General features: G+C 62.4%; 22 protein-coding genes. 21 read left to right on the forward strand and 1 reads right to left on the reverse strand.

The window, feature by feature from the left end:
- The first annotated feature begins 2 nt into the window (after positions 1-2).
- The 3 genes from NKG59_RS22870 (at position 3) to recQ (ending at position 3,484) form a co-directional block, all read left to right on the forward strand.
- Positions 3-845, forward strand: a complete 843-nt coding sequence (locus tag NKG59_RS22870; protein WP_253541820.1) for a YfaP family protein — start codon at positions 3-5, stop codon at positions 843-845.
- A gap of 22 nt (positions 846-867) precedes the next feature.
- A complete protein-coding gene (locus NKG59_RS22875; protein ID WP_045203004.1) occupies positions 868-1,458 on the forward strand; it encodes a class I SAM-dependent methyltransferase in 591 nt (196 codons plus the stop codon).
- Positions 1,459-1,570: 112 nt separating this feature from the next.
- Positions 1,571-3,484 (forward strand): DNA helicase RecQ, encoded by a 1,914-nt coding sequence (gene recQ, locus NKG59_RS22880; protein ID WP_253541824.1) that lies wholly within the window; start codon positions 1,571-1,573, stop codon positions 3,482-3,484.
- Here recQ and NKG59_RS22885 read toward each other — a convergent pair.
- Positions 3,481-4,401: a LysR family transcriptional regulator gene (locus tag NKG59_RS22885; protein ID WP_253541827.1), complete on the reverse strand. Its 921-nt coding sequence runs from the start codon at positions 4,399-4,401 to the stop codon at positions 3,481-3,483. The two genes, recQ and NKG59_RS22885, sit on opposite strands and share 4 nt — an antisense overlap.
- Positions 4,402-4,500: 99 nt before the next feature.
- On the opposite strand from NKG59_RS22885, the gene NKG59_RS22890 reads away from it, so the two are divergent.
- The 18 genes from NKG59_RS22890 (at position 4,501) to rplX (ending at position 17,042) form a co-directional block, all read left to right on the forward strand.
- Complete coding sequence (locus NKG59_RS22890; protein WP_253541830.1) at positions 4,501-5,760, forward strand: MFS transporter; 1,260 nt, start codon at positions 4,501-4,503, stop codon at positions 5,758-5,760.
- A gap of 297 nt (positions 5,761-6,057) precedes the next feature.
- Positions 6,058-6,435 carry a 30S ribosomal protein S12 gene (rpsL, locus tag NKG59_RS22895; RefSeq protein WP_003265519.1) on the forward strand — a complete coding sequence of 126 codons (378 nt, stop codon included), beginning with the start codon at positions 6,058-6,060 and terminating at the stop codon, positions 6,433-6,435.
- Between the two features lie 186 nt (positions 6,436-6,621).
- Positions 6,622-7,092 (forward strand): 30S ribosomal protein S7, encoded by a 471-nt coding sequence (rpsG, locus tag NKG59_RS22900; RefSeq protein ID WP_004634470.1) that lies wholly within the window; start codon positions 6,622-6,624, stop codon positions 7,090-7,092.
- A 114-nt stretch (positions 7,093-7,206) separates the two neighbouring features.
- The gene (gene fusA, locus NKG59_RS22905) at positions 7,207-9,333 is read left to right on the forward strand and encodes an elongation factor G (RefSeq protein ID WP_045203008.1); all 2,127 of its coding nucleotides are present in this window, start codon (positions 7,207-7,209) and stop codon (positions 9,331-9,333) included.
- Between the two features lie 83 nt (positions 9,334-9,416).
- Positions 9,417-10,625, forward strand: coding sequence for an elongation factor Tu (gene tuf, locus NKG59_RS22910; protein WP_024977884.1), 1,209 nt, complete (start codon positions 9,417-9,419; stop codon positions 10,623-10,625).
- A gap of 107 nt (positions 10,626-10,732) precedes the next feature.
- Entirely contained in the window at positions 10,733-11,044 is a 312-nt protein-coding gene (gene rpsJ / locus NKG59_RS22915; protein ID WP_004634473.1) for a 30S ribosomal protein S10, read from the forward strand.
- A gap of 286 nt (positions 11,045-11,330) precedes the next feature.
- Positions 11,331-11,984 (forward strand): 50S ribosomal protein L3, encoded by a 654-nt coding sequence (gene rplC / locus NKG59_RS22920; RefSeq protein WP_024977883.1) that lies wholly within the window; start codon positions 11,331-11,333, stop codon positions 11,982-11,984.
- A gap of 11 nt (positions 11,985-11,995) precedes the next feature.
- The gene (gene rplD, locus NKG59_RS22925) at positions 11,996-12,616 is read left to right on the forward strand and encodes a 50S ribosomal protein L4 (RefSeq protein ID WP_004634475.1); all 621 of its coding nucleotides are present in this window, start codon (positions 11,996-11,998) and stop codon (positions 12,614-12,616) included.
- The gene (gene rplW / locus NKG59_RS22930) at positions 12,613-12,927 is read left to right on the forward strand and encodes a 50S ribosomal protein L23 (RefSeq protein WP_004634476.1); all 315 of its coding nucleotides are present in this window, start codon (positions 12,613-12,615) and stop codon (positions 12,925-12,927) included. Before rplD ends, rplW begins: the two co-directional genes overlap by 4 nt.
- A gap of 2 nt (positions 12,928-12,929) precedes the next feature.
- Positions 12,930-13,760, forward strand: coding sequence for a 50S ribosomal protein L2 (gene rplB / locus NKG59_RS22935; protein ID WP_004634477.1), 831 nt, complete (start codon positions 12,930-12,932; stop codon positions 13,758-13,760).
- A gap of 21 nt (positions 13,761-13,781) precedes the next feature.
- Positions 13,782-14,057: a 30S ribosomal protein S19 gene (gene rpsS / locus NKG59_RS22940; RefSeq protein ID WP_004634478.1), complete on the forward strand. Its 276-nt coding sequence runs from the start codon at positions 13,782-13,784 to the stop codon at positions 14,055-14,057.
- Between the two features lie 9 nt (positions 14,058-14,066).
- On the forward strand, positions 14,067-14,396 hold the full coding sequence (gene rplV, locus NKG59_RS22945; RefSeq protein ID WP_004634479.1) for a 50S ribosomal protein L22: 330 nt from the start codon (positions 14,067-14,069) through the stop codon (positions 14,394-14,396).
- Positions 14,397-14,405: 9 nt separating this feature from the next.
- On the forward strand, positions 14,406-15,194 hold the full coding sequence (rpsC, locus tag NKG59_RS22950; RefSeq protein WP_009241892.1) for a 30S ribosomal protein S3: 789 nt from the start codon (positions 14,406-14,408) through the stop codon (positions 15,192-15,194).
- Positions 15,195-15,196: 2 nt separating this feature from the next.
- Complete coding sequence (gene rplP, locus NKG59_RS22955) at positions 15,197-15,613, forward strand: 50S ribosomal protein L16 (protein ID WP_003264123.1); 417 nt, start codon at positions 15,197-15,199, stop codon at positions 15,611-15,613.
- A gap of 12 nt (positions 15,614-15,625) precedes the next feature.
- Positions 15,626-15,820, forward strand: coding sequence for a 50S ribosomal protein L29 (gene rpmC / locus NKG59_RS22960; RefSeq protein ID WP_004634481.1), 195 nt, complete (start codon positions 15,626-15,628; stop codon positions 15,818-15,820).
- Complete coding sequence (gene rpsQ, locus NKG59_RS22965) at positions 15,817-16,086, forward strand: 30S ribosomal protein S17 (RefSeq protein WP_004634482.1); 270 nt, start codon at positions 15,817-15,819, stop codon at positions 16,084-16,086. Before rpmC ends, rpsQ begins: the two co-directional genes overlap by 4 nt.
- Before the next feature lie 267 nt (positions 16,087-16,353).
- Positions 16,354-16,722 (forward strand): 50S ribosomal protein L14, encoded by a 369-nt coding sequence (gene rplN, locus NKG59_RS22970; protein WP_003264129.1) that lies wholly within the window; start codon positions 16,354-16,356, stop codon positions 16,720-16,722.
- Between the two features lie 11 nt (positions 16,723-16,733).
- Positions 16,734-17,042 carry a 50S ribosomal protein L24 gene (rplX, locus tag NKG59_RS22975; RefSeq protein WP_009241893.1) on the forward strand — a complete coding sequence of 103 codons (309 nt, stop codon included), beginning with the start codon at positions 16,734-16,736 and terminating at the stop codon, positions 17,040-17,042.
- The last annotated feature ends 4 nt before the right edge of the window (positions 17,043-17,046 follow it).

Here is a 17,046-nt window from a genome sequence, read left to right on the forward strand (position 1 = left end):
ACATGATGCCTTCCACTTTCCGCCTTGCCGCTGCCATCGCGCTTGCCACATCTGCGGCCGCTGGCGGCGTGCTCGCGCAAACCGACGCCGGGAATATCGAGATCACCGCGCCGCTCAACGGCTGGCGCAATTCGGCGGGCGACGAATCCCGCTACACACAAGACGTGCATTACCCGGCGGTGTCGGTGTCGACGCCGCAAGGGCAGGGTATCGCGTCGATAATTGCCGGGCGCATCCGCAACCAGCCGAAGACTGCCGCAGCAGCGGACGAAAGCAAGCCGCGCCGCCGTCGTGGCGCCGATGGCTCCTCGGTGGGCACGCTGATCGTCAATGGCGTGGCCATGCCGCAGCGCGTCGAGGCTGACGGTACGTTCTCGCGCCCGTATGCATTTGGCGCGGGCAGCAATAGCGTCGAGGTGCGCAGCGCGCGCGGCGACGCCAAGCGCGTGCAGTTCTACGACAGCTACTCCGGCAAGCAGCGTCCGCGTTTGCGCGTTGTCCTGTCGTGGGACACCGACGGCACCGACCTCGACCTGCACGTCATTTCGCCCGACGGGCAGCACGCGTGGTATGGCAACCGCGTGGTCCAAAACGGCGGCGCGCTCGACGTGGACGTCACCACCGGCTATGGTCCTGAGATCTATTCGAACCCGGCCCCCGTGCCGGGAACGTATCTCGTCTACGTGAATTACTACGGCAGCGGCAATGACAGCAGCGCTATCACGACCGCCACCGTCACCATCATCACCGACGAGAACACGCCATCCGAGCGCCAACAGACGTTTGTCGTGCCGATGCGCAAGGCTGGCGATCTGACGCTGTTACGCAGTTTCACGATGAAGTAGCCCACACGCTTTCGGAGCCGCCATGGATACACAGACCGTTGCCGCCTACGACACCCTTGCCGAGACCTTCGCGCAGGAGTGGCGCGAGCAGCCCGCGCCTGAAGACCTGTACGCGTTGCTGCGACGTGAGTTCAAGGAAGGTGGCGCCACCGCTGACATCGGCTGCGGCGCAGGCCGCGAGGTGGCGTGGCTCAACGCTAACGGTTATCCAGCTGTCGGTTATGACGCCTCCGCCGGGCTGCTGGAAGCGGCGCGCGAGCAGTATCCAGGGCTGTCGTTCCGGCAGGCGCTGTTGCCTGAGTTGGTCGGTATTGCCGAAGGCGCGTTCGACAACGTCCTTTGCGAGACCGTCATCATGCATTTGCCGCCCGAGCAGATTGGTGCGTCGGTGGAGCGCTTGGTGTCGCTGCTGCGCCCGGAGGGCACGCTGTACCTGAGCTGGCGCGTCACGCCAGACTCCGACCAGCGAGATGGGCGCGGCCGGCTGTTCACGTCGTTCGATGCGACGCCCGTGCGCGAGGCGCTGGCCGGCACCGAACTGGTCTTTGACGAGGCGGCTGTCAGCCAGTCGTCGGGGCGTACGATCCATCGCATCGTGGCGCGGAAGGTTTGACAGCCGCGTTGCCCACAATCCGAGTGTCCTGATTGACCACCCCTCGGCGGGGTTTGTCACAATAGCGGTTTCGCCCAGCCCGCGCGTGACCCCGCGCGCACCCGCCGTCCCGATGTACGACTCCCCCGCCATAGACCACGCGCTGCAGGCGCTGCCCGAAGACACCGCCGCCGCCACGCATGCGGTGCTGCACGATGTGTTCGGCTACAGCGCTTTCCGCGGCCCGCAGGCGGAAATCGTCACCCATGTGGCGGACGGCGGCGATTGCCTCGTGCTGATGCCTACCGGCGGCGGCAAATCGCTCTGCTATCAGATCCCGGCGCTCGTGCGGCACCGCCGCGGGCAGGGCGCCGGCATTGTGGTTTCGCCGCTGATCGCGCTGATGCAGGATCAGGTGGCCGCGTTGGAAGAGGCCGGCGTGCGCGCCGCGTATCTCAACTCCGCGCTGACGGGCGCCGAGGCCGCCCAGGTTGAGCGAGACCTGGCGGCAGGGCGGCTGGATCTCGTCTACGTGGCGCCCGAGCGGCTGATGACGCCGCGCTTCCTCGACTTGCTTGAGCGATCGCGCATCGGCCTGTTTGCCATCGACGAAGCGCACTGCGTGTCGCAATGGGGGCACGATTTCCGGCCGGAGTACATCCAACTTTCCGTGCTGCACGAGCGTTTCCCGCACGTGCCTCGCATTGCGCTCACCGCCACGGCCGATGCCGTCACACGCGACGAGATCGTTGAACGGCTGGCGTTGACGGACGCGCGCGTCTTCCTCTCCAGCTTCGACCGCCCGAACATCCGCTACACCATCGTCGAGAAGGACAGCGCGCGTCAGCAACTGCTGCGCTTCATCCGCGCCGAACACATGGACGGCGACGCCTGCGACGCCGGCATCGTCTACTGCCTGTCGCGCAAAAAGGTGGAGGAGACCGCGCAGTGGCTGGCCGAGCAGGGCATCCGCGCGCTGCCGTATCACGCCGGGATGGACTCCGAAGTGCGCGCCCGCCATCAGGCGATCTTCCGCAAGGAGGAGGGCGTCGTGATGGTGGCGACCATCGCTTTTGGCATGGGCATCGACAAGCCCGACGTGCGTTTCGTGGCGCATCTGGATTTGCCCAAGAGCCTGGAAGGCTATTACCAGGAAACAGGCCGCGCTGGCCGCGACGGCATGCCGGCCAACGCGTGGATGGCGTATGGCCTGTCCGACGTGGTGCAGCAGCGCCGCATGATCGACGAGTCCGATGCGGACGATGTGCACAAGCGCGTATCAACCGCCAAGCTCGAAGCGCTGCTCGGCCTGTGCGAAGCCGCTAGCTGTCGCCGCGTGGCGCTGCTTGCGTACTTTGGTGAAAGCAGCCAGCCGTGCGGCAACTGCGATACGTGCCTGACGCCGCCGCAAACCTGGGACGCCACGCGCGAGGCCCAGATGGCGCTGTCCTGCGCATACCGCGTGCAGCAGGCCAGTCGCGTGAGCTTTGGCGCCGGCCAGCTCATCGATATCCTGCGCGGCAACGCGACCGAGCGCATCAAACAGTGGCACCACGAGACGCTTTCCACCTTCGGCATCGGCAGCGATCTGTCCGAAGCCGCGTGGCGCGGCGTGTTCCGTCAGTTGGTCGCGCAGGGTTTGTTTGCGGTGGATCACGGCGGTCACGGCGCGCTGATCCTGACCGACGCGGCGCGCCCCGTGCTCAAGGGCGCGCAGTCGGTGATCCTGCGCCGTCAGGCCGAGAAGGTGCGTGGCTCGTCGTCATCGTCGGCGAAGAAGGAGCGTCGCGCCGATCCGGCCGCCGAGCTTTCCGCCGAGGCTCAGGTGCGCTGGCAGGCATTGCGTGCATGGCGTACGCAGGCCGCGCGAGAGCACAGCGTGCCGGCGTATGTGATCTTCCACGACGCCACACTCGCGCGCATTGCCGAGACCGATCCGGATTCGCGCGAGGCACTTGGCGAGCTGCCGGGCATTGGCATGGCAAAGCTGGACCGCTACGGCCAGGCGCTGCTCGACGTGCTGGAGAAATGCCGCGAGCAGGCTTAAGCGGACGGCGGCAATGGCCCCATCACGCCGGTGCTGCGGATGTGGTCACCCAGAAAATCGACAAACGCCCGTACCTTCGGCAGCAGGTGCACACGTTGCGTGAAGACGGCGTGCAGCGGCACCTCCCGCGCCGTGTAGTTCGTCAGCACCGCCTGCAAGCGGCCGGCCGCAATGTCGTCGCGCACCAGATACGCCGGCCCGAGCGATACCCCCAACCCTGAACGTGCCGCCTCTCGCAGCACGAGGCTGTTGTTGGCCAGCATCGAGCCATTCACGTGGGCGATATGGCGCTGGCCGGCTGCGTCAGTCAGCACCCAGTCGTGCGGTCCGTCGTAATTGGCGTAGACGAGGCAGTTGTGATTGCGTAAATCCTCCGGCGACTGCGGAATGCCCCGCTCGCGAAAATACGACGGGGCCCCGTAGATGGCGTGCGCGCAACTCGCCAGCCGCCGCGCCACCAGAGAAGAATCCTCCAACATGCCTATGCGGATCGCCACGTCGATGCGCCCAGCGACAAGATCAGCGTAGCGGTCGTTCATATCCAGGTCGATCTGCACGGCGGGGTAGCGCGCCTGGAATGCGCCCAACAGCGGTGCCAGCAACGTCACCGCAAATGAGGCCGGCGCCGACACCCGCAGCGTGCCGCGCGCCTCATCGCGCAGGGCGGTTACGGCCTGTTCGGCCGCATCGACGAGCGCCAGGCCTTCGCGGCTTTTCTCGAAGAACGCCGCGCCTGCCTCGGTGAGTGACAGGCGCCGCGTTGTTCGTTGCAGCAGACGCGTCTGCAACCGAGCCTCCAGTCGCGCCAGCGCCTTGCTGATCACACCGCGCGACATGCCCATCGCATCCGCCGCCGCCGACAGGCTGCCGCGCTCCACTACCTGCACGAAGATCGCCACGTCAGAGAGTCCGTCCATATTTGCACGTTTGCGGAAACAATATTGCGCCAAAGGCTACCTTAATCTGCGCGAATCGGCTGGCTACGATGGGTGCTCCGATCCTTCGTCCTGTTCATCATGACTACCGAAGCTCCTGCTGTTGCCGTTTCCAACCCGCCAGCCACCGACCGGCTCCCCCACGGCGCCACGCCGCTGTTTGCCGCCGCTGTCGGGCTCATCGTCATCAACCTGTTCGGCATCCAGCCGCTGATTGCTGAGATCGCCGCGAGCATCGGCTGGACCACGGCCGCAACGGGGCTGCTCGTCACCGCCACCCTTATCGGCTACGGCATCGGCCTGTTGCTGCTGATGCCGCTGACCGATCTGCAGGACAACCGCGCGCTCGCCTCGCGCACGCTGTGGGGCGCGGTGGCTTCGCTGGCGCTGACCACCGTCGCGCACAGCGGCCAAGTGCTGATGCTCGCCGCCTTTGCCATCGGCCTCACGTCGACCGTCATTCAGATGCTGATTGCGCTGGCGGGCCGCCTGGCCGCCGACCACCGGCGCGGGCGGGTGCTCGGCGACATCATGATTGGCCTGAACCTGGGCATCCTGCTGTCGCGCCCGGCGGCCAGCCTGATTGCGGCGCAGTGGGGCTGGCGAGCGTTCTACGGCGCATCGGCGGTGGCGATTGCCGTGCTGGCCGTCTTCCTGCCGCGCGTGATGCCGACCTTCGTGCCGCCGCGCACGCTGTCGTACGGCGCGCTGCTGGGCTCGTACGGTCGTCTGCTGCGTAGCGAACCGTTGTTGCGCCGCCGCGCCGCCACCCAGGCCTTGCTGATGGCGGCGTTCACGCTGTTCTGGACCGCTGTGGCCTTGCGGTTGGCGGCAGCGCCGTTCCATCTTTCGCAGAATGGCATTGGGATCTTTGCGCTGTGCGGTGCGGCCGGCGTTATGGCCGCGCCGATTGCCGGACGGCTGGCGGATCGCGGTTTGGTGCGCGTGGGTACGCTGCTCGCGCACGGCAGTGCGGCGACGGGTTTGTTGTTGGCACTGGCTTCGGCACTGTTGCCGGGGCTCAGCGTCCCGGCCATGTTGGCGATGTTGGTAGCTGCGGCGCTGCTGCTCGACTTCGGTGCCATTGGCGACCAGGCGCTCGGCCGCTACATGGTCAACACGCTGTCCCCGGAGATTCGCGGGCGCGTGAATGGTCTGTACACCGGCGCGTTCTTCTTTGGTGCAGCCGCGGGCGGTGGCTTGGCCGGCGTGGCATGGGCGGGTGGCGGATGGATCGGCGTATCCGTTCTGGCGCTTGGGTTTGTGGCGGCGGCGGCACTCGTCTTTCTGTGGCCAGCGAGCGCGCCGCGTGCCATTGGCGCCACACCGCGCCGTTGCTGATCTACTCAGGCGTCGCCAGACTGGTGGCGCGCTTGACGCTTGCAAGACAGCCCGCTATAGTGCCAGATTCGAGTTTTTGGCTTCTGGTTTCGCACGTCCGTGCCCGGCAAAGCGCTGTGCAAGACATCTGAACCAGACGGGCTCGCGCTCTTTGGTCTTGATCTGTTCCCGCAGGTCCTCCCTTCAGAGCGTTCTGCTCGCCACTTCCATAAAACCCGATTGCGCCGTCCGCCTCACAAATGAGGCGTTCACGTTATGTGAACCGGCGATTTTTCAAAAACCAAGCTGGATTGAACAATGCCAACCATCAATCAACTGGTTCGCAAGCCCCGCGTCTCGGAAAAGCTGAAGAGCAAGAGCCCGGCACTTGAGAACTGCCCGCAGCGTCGCGGCGTGTGCACCCGCGTGTACACCACGACGCCGAAGAAGCCGAACTCGGCACTGCGTAAGGTCGCCAAGGTGCGCCTGACCAACGGTTTCGAAGTCATTTCGTACATCGGCGGTGAAGGCCACAACCTGCAAGAACACAGCGTCGTGCTGATCCGCGGCGGCCGTGTGAAGGACTTGCCGGGTGTGCGTTACCACATCGTGCGCGGCTCCCTTGACCTGCAAGGCGTCAAGGACCGTAAGCAAGCGCGTTCGAAGTACGGCGCGAAGCGTCCGAAGGCGGCTTAAGTCGTCAGTGAGATCGCGCCGCTTTTGCGGTCACGGTCTTGTCATGAGCAGGCGGTACAACGGTGCGTTTTTTGACCGCACTGGCACCGTCGAGTAAGTGGTCACCCGGCTCAGATTGTTGGAAGACAAGCTAGTTGGTGGCCGGAGAACCAAAGCGGTTCTCAACTGAACAGAGAAGGAAAGAAGATGCCACGTCGTCGTGAAGTCCCCAAGCGGGAAATTCTGCCGGACCCGAAGTTCGGCAATGTGGAAGTCGCCAAGTTCATGAACGTCCTGATGCTGGACGGCAAGAAGTCGGTGGCTGAGCGTATCGTCTACGGTGCGTTCGACCAGATCGAGAAGAAAGCAGGCAAGGCGCCTATCGAGGTGTTCACGCTGGCTATCGGCAACATCAAGCCGGTGGTCGAAGTGAAGAGCCGTCGTGTTGGTGGCGCCAACTATCAGGTGCCGGTCGAAGTCCGGCCGTCGCGTCGTCTGGCATTGGCGATGCGTTGGCTGCGGGAAGCTGCGAAGAAGCGCAGCGAGAAGTCGATGGCCCTGCGTCTGGCTGGTGAGCTGCTCGAAGCCTCGGAAGGCCGCGGCGGCGCCATGAAGAAGCGCGATGAAGTGCACCGCATGGCTGAAGCCAACAAGGCGTTCTCGCACTTCCGCTTCTAAGCGACGCGAGACGTTGTTGGTTGCTGGGCGGGCTGTGTGCGCACATCTCGCCCATTTGTATTAGGGGCGCTTGGCCATGGGCCGGCGCCCCGTTGACGAATCTGAGGATTAACCGTGGCTCGTAAGACCCCCATTGAGCGCTACCGTAACATCGGTATCTCCGCTCACATCGACGCCGGCAAGACCACCACGACCGAGCGGATCCTGTTCTACACCGGTGTGAACCACAAGATCGGTGAAGTGCATGATGGCGCTGCCACCATGGACTGGATGGAGCAGGAGCAAGAGCGCGGCATCACCATCACGTCTGCTGCTACCACCGCCTTCTGGAAGGGCATGGGCGGCAACTACCCCGAGCACCGCTTCAACATCATCGACACCCCGGGCCACGTGGACTTCACCATCGAGGTGGAGCGTTCCATGCGTGTGCTGGACGGCGCGTGCATGGTGTACTGCGCGGTGGGCGGCGTGCAGCCGCAGTCGGAAACCGTCTGGCGCCAAGCCAACAAGTACAAGGTTCCGCGTCTGGCGTTCGTCAACAAGATGGACCGTACCGGCGCGAACTTCTTCAAGGTCTATGACCAGCTGAAAACCCGGCTGAAGGCCAACCCGGTGCCCGTCGTGGTGCCCATCGGCGCTGAAGATGGTTTCCAAGGTGTCGTCGATCTGCTGGAAATGAAGGCGATCATTTGGGACGAAGCCAGCCAAGGCGTGAAGTTCGAATACACCGACATTCCGGCTGAACTCGTTGACACGTGCAACGAGTGGCGCGAGAAGATGGTCGAGTCGGCCGCTGAAGCCAGCGAAGCTCTGATGGAAAAGTACCTGGGCGGCGAAGAGCTGACCCGTGCTGAGATCGTCAAGGCACTGCGCGACCGTACCATCGCCTGCGAAATCCAGCCGATGCTGTGCGGCACCGCGTTCAAGAACAAGGGCGTGCAGCGCATGCTCGACGCCGTGATCGACTTCCTGCCGTCGCCGGTCGACATTCCGCCGGTTCAAGGCATTGACGAAAACGACGAAGAGAAGAAGCTCGAGCGCAAGGCAGACGACAACGAGAAATTCTCGGCCCTGGCGTTCAAGATCATGACCGATCCGTTCGTTGGTCAGCTGATCTTCTTCCGCGTCTACTCGGGCAAGATCAACTCGGGCGACACCGTGTACAACCCGGTGAAGCAGAAGAAGGAGCGTCTGGGCCGTATTCTGCAGATGCACGCCAATCAGCGCGAAGAAATCAAGGAAGTGCTGGCAGGTGACATCGCCGCTGCGGTGGGCCTGAAGGATGCCACCACGGGTGACACGCTGTGCGACCCGAGCGCTCCGATCATTCTCGAGCGCATGGTGTTCCCGGAGCCGGTGATCTCGCAGGCTGTCGAGCCGAAGACCAAGGCTGACCAGGAAAAGATGGGTATCGCCCTGAACCGCCTGGCTGCTGAAGATCCGTCGTTCCGCGTGCGTACCGATGAAGAATCGGGCCAGACCATCATTTCGGGTATGGGTGAGCTGCACCTCGAAATTCTGGTCGATCGCATGAAGCGCGAATTCGGCGTGGAAGCCAACATCGGCGCCCCGCAAGTTGCCTACCGCGAAACCATCCGCAAGAAGGTTGAAGACGTCGAAGGCAAGTTCGTCAAGCAGTCCGGTGGTCGCGGTCAGTACGGTCACGCTGTGATCACGCTGGAACCGGCGGATGACGAGGCGAAGAAGGCTGGCAAGAACTTCGAGTTCGTCGACGCCATCAAGGGCGGTGTGATTCCTCGCGAATACATCCCGGCAGTCGAGAAGGGTATCGTCGACACGCTGCCGGCCGGTATTCTGGCGGGCTTCCCGGTGGTGGACGTGAAGGTCACGCTGACGTTCGGTTCGTACCACGACGTGGACTCGAACGAAAACGCGTTCCGCATGGCTGGCTCGATGGCTTTCAAGGAAGCCATGCGCCGCGCCACGCCGGTTCTGCTCGAGCCGATGATGGCCGTGGAAGTGGAAACGCCGGAAGACTACACGGGTACCGTGATGGGCGACTTGTCGTCCCGCCGCGGCATCGTGCAGGGCATGGACGACATGGTGGGCGGCGGCAAGATCATCAAGGCCGAAGTCCCGCTGTCGGAAATGTTCGGTTATTCGACGTCGCTGCGCTCGCAGACGCAAGGCCGCGCCACGTACACCATGGAATTCAAGCAATACGCTGAGGCACCGAAGAACATCGCCGAAGCTGTGATGGCTGCCAAGGGTACGAAGTAATCAACGTGTTTTGGGCGGCGCGCGTGTGCGTGCTGCCCGCATCCAAATCTAGTAATTAGCCGATTCCGAATTGAGGAGCTGACATGGCAAAGGAAAAGTTCGAGCGGACCAAGCCGCACGTGAACGTTGGTACGATTGGTCACGTTGACCACGGCAAGACGACGCTGACCGCAGCGATCGCAACCGTGCTGTCGAGCAAGTTCGGTGGTACCGCGAAGAAGTACGACGAAATCGACGCAGCGCCGGAAGAAAAGGCACGCGGCATCACGATCAACACCGCGCACATCGAGTACGAAACGGCTAACCGTCACTACGCGCACGTTGACTGCCCGGGCCACGCCGACTACGTCAAGAACATGATTACCGGTGCCGCCCAGATGGACGGCGCAATCCTGGTGTGCTCGGCCGCTGACGGCCCGATGCCGCAAACGCGTGAGCACATCCTGCTGGCCCGTCAGGTCGGCGTGCCGTACATCATCGTCTTCCTGAACAAGTGCGACATGGTGGACGACGCTGAGCTGCTGGAGCTGGTCGAGATGGAAGTGCGCGAACTTCTGTCGAAGTACGACTTCCCGGGCGACGACACCCCGATCATCAAGGGTTCGGCCAAGCTGGCGCTGGAAGGCGACAAGGGCGAACTGGGCGAAGTGGCCATCATGAACCTGGCCGACGCACTGGACACCTACATCCCGACGCCGGAGCGCGCTGTTGACGGCACGTTCCTGATGCCGGTGGAAGACGTGTTCTCGATCTCGGGTCGCGGCACCGTGGTGACCGGCCGTATCGAGCGCGGCGTCGTCAAGGTCGGCGAAGAAATCGAAATCGTCGGTATCGCCATGGACGGCGACAAGCCGAAGATCGACAAGACGACCTGCACGGGCGTGGAAATGTTCCGCAAGCTGCTCGACCAAGGTCAAGCAGGCGACAACGTCGGTATTCTGCTGCGCGGTACGAAGCGCGAAGACGTCCAGCGCGGCCAAGTGCTGGCAAAGCCGGGCTCGATCAAGCCGCACACGGAATTCACGGGCGAGGTCTACATCCTGTCGAAGGACGAAGGCGGCCGTCACACGCCGTTCTTCAACAACTACCGCCCGCAGTTCTACTTCCGTACGACGGACGTGACTGGCTCGATCGCCCTGCCGGAAGGCAAGGAAATGGTTATGCCGGGCGACAACGTGTCGATCACCGTCAAGCTGATCGCCCCGATCGCCATGGAAGAAGGTCTGCGCTTCGCAATCCGTGAAGGCGGCCGTACCGTCGGTGCCGGCGTCGTTGCCAAGATCCTGAAGTAAAAGGCGGATCGATGCGCTGTTCCTCGTAAGGGGTGCGGCGCCTCGCTTGTTGCATCGCTCTTTCAATCTACCGGCGGCCCGGCCGCCATGCTCTTTAAGGAAACATCATGCAGAACCAGAAGATCCGTATCCGCTTGAAGGCTTTCGACTATCGCCTGATCGACCAGTCGGCCGCCGAAATCGTTGAAACCGCCAAGCGCACTGGCGCGATCGTCAAGGGCCCGGTGCCCCTGCCGACTCGCATCCAGCGTTTCGACGTTCTGCGTTCGCCGCACGTCAACAAGACCAGCCGCGACCAGTTCGAGATCCGTACGCACCAGCGTCTGATGGACATCGTCGACCCGACGGACAAGACCGTTGATGCGCTGATGAAGCTGGACCTGCCGGCTGGCGTGGACGTCGAGATCAAGCTGCAATAAGCAAGACAACGCTACCGGACCCTTCCGGTAACGGGCAAACGGCGAGCCAAGTGCTCGCCGTTTTGCTTTTGAGCGTCGGATGTTGCATTGCACACGATGTCCGGAACACCATTCGGCAATCGCTCTTGCATATTGTCCGTAACCCGGATATATTGTAGGGCTACCCCTTTAGTCAGGGGAGTGGGCGGGCCGTTTTGGCCTAGCGCTGTCTCTTTAGGCGCAGTCCAGTTCAAGATTCGTAGTATCAATCAGCCCCGGCCAATCGCAGCTGGGAATGGAGCAAACCATGAGCCTTGGCCTTGTAGGTCGCAAGGTTGGCATGACCCGTATTTTCACGGACGACGGCGATTCGATTCCCGTCACCGTGCTCGAGGTCGGCGACAACCGCGTGACGCAAATCAAGACGGACGAGACCGACGGTTATACCGCGGTTCAAGTCACCTTCGGCACCCGACGCGCCAGCCGCGTCACCAAGCCGCTGGCGGGTCATCTCGCCAAAGCCGGCGTGGAAGCGGGCGAAGTCATCAAAGAATTCCGAGTGGATGCCGCTCGTGCCGCTGAATTCCAGCCTGGTGCGAACATCAGCGTCGACCTGTTCGAAGTCGGTCAGAAGATCGACGTCCAGGGTGTGACGATTGGTAAGGGCTACGCCGGTACCATCAAGCGTTACCACTTCTCGTCGGGCCGCGCCTCGCACGGTAACTCGCGCTCGCACAACGTGCCGGGCTCGATCGGTATGGCGCAGGATCCGGGCCGCGTGTTCCCGGGCAAGCGCATGACCGGTCACATGGGTGACGTCACCCGTACCGTTCAAAACCTGGAAATCGCCAAGATTGACGCAGAGCGCAAGCTGCTGCTGGTCAAGGGTGCGATTCCGGGCGCCAAGGGCGGTCAAGTCATCGTCACGCCGGCCGTGAAGGCCCGCGCCAAGAAGGCATAAGGAGCAAACGCATGGAACTGAAGCTGCTCCAGGACAACGGTCAACTTGGCGCCGGCGTTGCTGCCTCGCCGGAAGTGTTCGGCCGTGACTACAACGAAGCCCTCGTTCACCAAGTCGTCGTCGCTTACCAGGCCAACGCTCGCAGCGGTAACCGTAAGCAGAAGGATCGTGAAGAGGTCAAGCACACGACCAAGAAGCCGTGGCGCCAAAAGGGTACGGGCCGCGCCCGTGCAGGTATGAGCTCCTCCCCGCTGTGGCGCGGGGGTGGTCGTATCTTCCCGAACAGCCCGGAAGAAAACTTCTCGCAGAAGGTCAACAAGAAGATGTACCGCGCCGGCATGCGCTCGATTTATTCGCAGCTTGCCCGTGAAGGTCGCATCAACGTCGTTGACAGCCTGTCCGTCGACGCGCCCAAAACCAAGCTGCTGGCCGACAAGTTCCGCGCCATGGGCCTGGATTCGGTGCTCGTGATTACCGATAACCTGGACGAAAACCTCTTCCTGGCATCGCGCAACCTGGCGCACGTGCTCGTGGTTGAGCCGCGTCACGCCGACCCGCTGTCGCTCGTGCACTACAAAAAGGTGCTCGTGACCAAGGCAGCCGTCGCGCAGATCGAGGAGTTGCTGAAATGACGCAAGTTGCCAAGAACGACCATCGCCTGATGCAGGTGCTGCTGGCGCCTGTGGTGTCTGAAAAGGCAACCCTGGTGGCCGAGAAGAACGAACAGGTCGTGTTCGAAGTGGCTCGCGACGCCAACAAGGGCGAAGTGAAAGCGGCTGTCGAACTGCTGTTCAAGGTCGAAGTCGAGTCCGTCCAGATCCTGAACCAGAAGGGCAAGCAAAAGCGCTTCGGTCGCTTCATGGGTCGTCGTGACCACGTGAAGAAGGCCTATGTTTCGCTGAAGCCGGGCCAGGAAATCAATTTTGAAGCGGAGGCCAAGTAATCATGGCACTCGTCAAAACCAAGCCGACATCGCCGGGCCGCCGCTCGATGGTGAAGGTCGTTAACCCCGACCTTCACAAGGGCGCGCCGCACGCCCCGCTGCTGGAAAAGCAAATCCAGAAGTCGGGCCGTAACAACAACGGCCACATCACCACCCGTCACAAGGGCGGTGGTCACAAGCATCACTATCGCGTCGTCGACTTCAAACGTAACGATAAGGACGGTATTCCGGCCAAGATCGAACGCCTGGAATACGACCCAAACCGTAGCGCCAACATCGCGCTCGTGCTGTTCGCTGACGGCGAGCGCCGCTACATCATCGCCCCGAAGGGCGCTGTGGTTGGCCAAGCCATTGCTAACGGCTCGGAAGCGCCGATCAAGGCCGGTAACAACCTGCCGATCCGCAACATTCCGGTCGGTACGACGATCCACTGCGTGGAAATCCTGCCGGGCAAGGGTGCTCAAGTTGCCCGTTCGGCCGGCACGTCCGCCGTACTGCTGGCTCGCGAAGGCATCTACGCTCAAGTGCGTCTGCGCTCGGGTGAAGTGCGCCGCGTGCACATCGAGTGCCGCGCGACCATCGGTGAAGTCGGCAACGAAGAGCACAGCCTGCGCCAGATCGGCAAGGCCGGTGCAACCCGTTGGCGCGGTATTCGCCCGACCGTTCGCGGTGTGGTGATGAACCCGGTCGATCACCCGCATGGTGGTGGTGAAGGTAAGACTGCTGCTGGCCGTGATCCGGTGTCCCCGTGGGGCACGCCGACCAAGGGCTACCGCACCCGTCGTAACAAGCGCACTGACAGCATGATCGTTCAGCGCCGTCACAAGCGTTAATCGGTAGGTAGGAGCTTAGATATGACTCGTTCCGTAAAAAAGGGTCCTTTCATTGACGCCCACCTGCTGAAGAAGGTTGAGGCGGCGGTGCAAACGAAGGACAAGAAGCCCATCAAGACTTGGTCGCGTCGTTCGACCATTCTGCCGGACTTCATCGGCTTGACGATCGCCGTTCACAACGGTCGTCAGCACGTGCCCGTGTATGTCACGGAAAACATGGTTGGCCACAAGCTCGGCGAATTTGCGCTCACGCGTACGTTCAAGGGCCACGCTGCCGACAAGAAAGCGAAGCGATAAGGGGCAATCATGGAAGTTAAAGCGATTCATCGCGGCGCCCGTATCTCCGCACAGAAGACGCGCCTGGTTGCTGACCAGATCCGCGGCCTGTCGATCGAGCGCGCGCTCAACGTGCTGACGTTCAGCCCGAAGAAGGCGGCTGGCATCGTGAAGAAGGTGGTTGAGTCCGCCATCGCGAACGCCGAGCACAATGAAGGCGCCGATATCGACGAGCTGAAGGTCAAGTCGATCTACATCGACAAGGCCACGTCGCTCAAGCGCTTCACGGCGCGTGCGAAGGGCCGTGGCAACCGCATCGAGAAACAAACCTGTCACATCACTGTGACGCTGGGCAACTAAGGGGTCACGATGGGACAGAAGATTCATCCGACTGGCTTCCGTCTGGCTGTCAGCCGTAACTGGGCATCGCGTTGGTACGCGAGCAACACCCAGTTTGCCGGCATGCTCAAGGAAGACATCGAGGTTCGCGAGTTTCTGAAGAAGAAGCTGAAGAACGCGTCGGTGGGCCGCGTGGTCATCGAACGTCCGGCCAAGAATGCTCGTATCACCATTTACAGCTCGCGTCCGGGCGTGGTGATCGGCAAGAAGGGCGAGGACATCGAGCTGCTGAAGGCTGAGCTGCAACGTCGCATGGGCGTGCCCGTGCACGTGAACATCGAAGAAATCCGCAAGCCGGAAGTCGATGCACAGCTGATCGCCGATTCGATCACGCAGCAGCTCGAGCGCCGCATCATGTTCCGTCGCGCAATGAAGCGCGCGATGCAGAACGCGATGCGTCTGGGTGCCCAGGGCATCAAGATCATGAGCTCAGGCCGTCTGAACGGCATCGAAATCGCCCGTACCGAGTGGTACCGCGAAGGCCGTGTGCCCCTGCACACGCTGCGCGCCGATATCGACTACGGCTTCTCCGAAGCGGAAACCACCTACGGCATCATCGGTGTCAAGGTGTGGGTGTACAAGGGTGACCACCTCGGTCGCAACGACGCACCCGTCGTGGAAGAGCCGCAAGAAGAGCGTCGCAAGCGTCCGGGTCGCCCGGAAGGTCGTCGCCGTGAGGGCGAAGGTCGCCCGGCCGGTCAGCGCCGCGGTGCTGGTGCAGGTGCCCGTCGTGGCGCCGACGCCAAGACTGGAGAATAAACATGCTGCAACCTAAGCGCAGGAAGTACCGCAAGGAGCAGAAGGGCCGTAACACCGGTATCGCGACGCGCGGCAACGCAGTCTCGTTCGGCGAATTCGGTCTGAAGGCGATGGGCCGTGGCCGTCTGACCGCGCGTCAGATTGAGTCGGCGCGTCGTGCGATGACCCGTCACATCAAGCGTGGCGGCCGCATTTGGATCCGGATTTTCCCGGACAAGCCGATCTCGAAGAAGCCTGCCGAAGTCCGTATGGGTAACGGTAAGGGCAACCCGGAATACTACGTGGCTGAAATTCAGCCGGGCAAGATGCTGTACGAAATGGACGGCGTTGGCGAAGAACTGGCACGCGAGGCATTTCGTCTGGCCGCTGCCAAGCTGCCGATCGCGACCAGCTTCGTGGTGCGTCAGGTCGGAACGTAAGGAGCACACACCATGAAAGCATCCGAACTGCGCGACAAAGATGTCGCCGGGCTGAACCAGGAGCTCTCCGAGCTGCTGAAGGCCCAATTTGGCCTGCGCATGCAAAAAGCGACGCAACAGCTGCAGAACACCAGCCAGCTGAAGAAGGTGCGTCGTGACATCGCGCGTGTCCGCACCGTGCTGGGCCAGAAGGGGAACCAGAAATGACTGAAGCCGCAACGTCCCTGAAGCGCACGCTCGTCGGTCGCGTTGTCAGCAACAAGATGGACAAGACCGTCACGGTCCTGATCGAAAACCGCGTCAAGCATCCGCTGTACGGCAAGTACGTGGTGCGCTCAAAGAAGTACCACGCGCACGACGAAGCCAACCAGTACAACGAAGGCGACAAGGTTGAGATCACGGAGTCGCGTCCGCTGTCCCGCACGAAGTCGTGGGTGGTGTCGCGTCTGCTTGAAGCTGCACGCGTGATCTAAAACAACAGCGGACTAGTTTGCTGTTGCAAGGCCGAGATTATGTGATATAGTCTCGGTCTTTCCCTTTAAGAGGGTGGCCGGCAAATCTGCTGGTGGCTCGGGTGAGGGGAAAAGCGAATGGGCCAGGCGGCAATCGCCGTCGGGCAGCTACCGACTTCAAGTTGATCAACCCAATCGCAGTTGGCGCAATGCCAGCAGCCGGCGGGACCAAGACTGATCGCCTCTGCGCATTGTGCGTTTGGCGAATTAAGTTGGGACGAGAACACCATGATTCAGACAGAAAGCCGGCTCGAAGTGGCCGATAACACGGGTGCGCGTGAAGTCATGTGCATCAAGGTGCTGGGCGGTTCGAAGCGCCGCTACGCCAGCGTCGGCGACATCATCAAGGTCAGCGTCAAAGATGCTGCCCCGCGTGGTCGCGTGAAGAAGGGCGATATCTACAACGCCGTGGTGGTGCGTACCGCCAAGGGCGTGCGCCGTCCTGACGGCTCGCTCATCAAGTTCGACGGCAATGCCGCCGTGCTGCTGAACACCAAGCTTGAGCCGATCGGCACCCGCATTTTCGGGCCGGTCACTCGCGAACTCCGTACCGAGCGCTTCATGAAGATCGTGTCGCTCGCGCCGGAAGTGCTGTAATCGGAGGCCGCATGAACAAGATTCGCAAGGGCGATCGCGTCATCGTCCGTACCGGTAAAGACAAGGGCAAGCAAGGTACTGTGCTGGCCGTGCTCGCCGAGCATGTGACGGTTGAAGGCGTGAACGTTGCCAAGAAGCACGTGCGCCCGAACCCGATGCTGGGTACCACGGGTGGTGTGGTCGATAAGGTCATGCCCATCCATATTTCGAACGTTGCGCTCGTGGATGCCAATGGCAAGCCGTCGCGCGTCGGCATCAAGGTTGAAGGCGGCGTGAAGACGCGCGTGCTGAAGACCACCGGTGCTGCCGTCGGCGCTTGATTCT

This window comes from Ralstonia chuxiongensis (assembly GCF_024158925.1).
In the GTDB taxonomy this organism is placed as follows: Bacteria; Pseudomonadota; Gammaproteobacteria; order Burkholderiales; family Burkholderiaceae; genus Ralstonia; species Ralstonia chuxiongensis.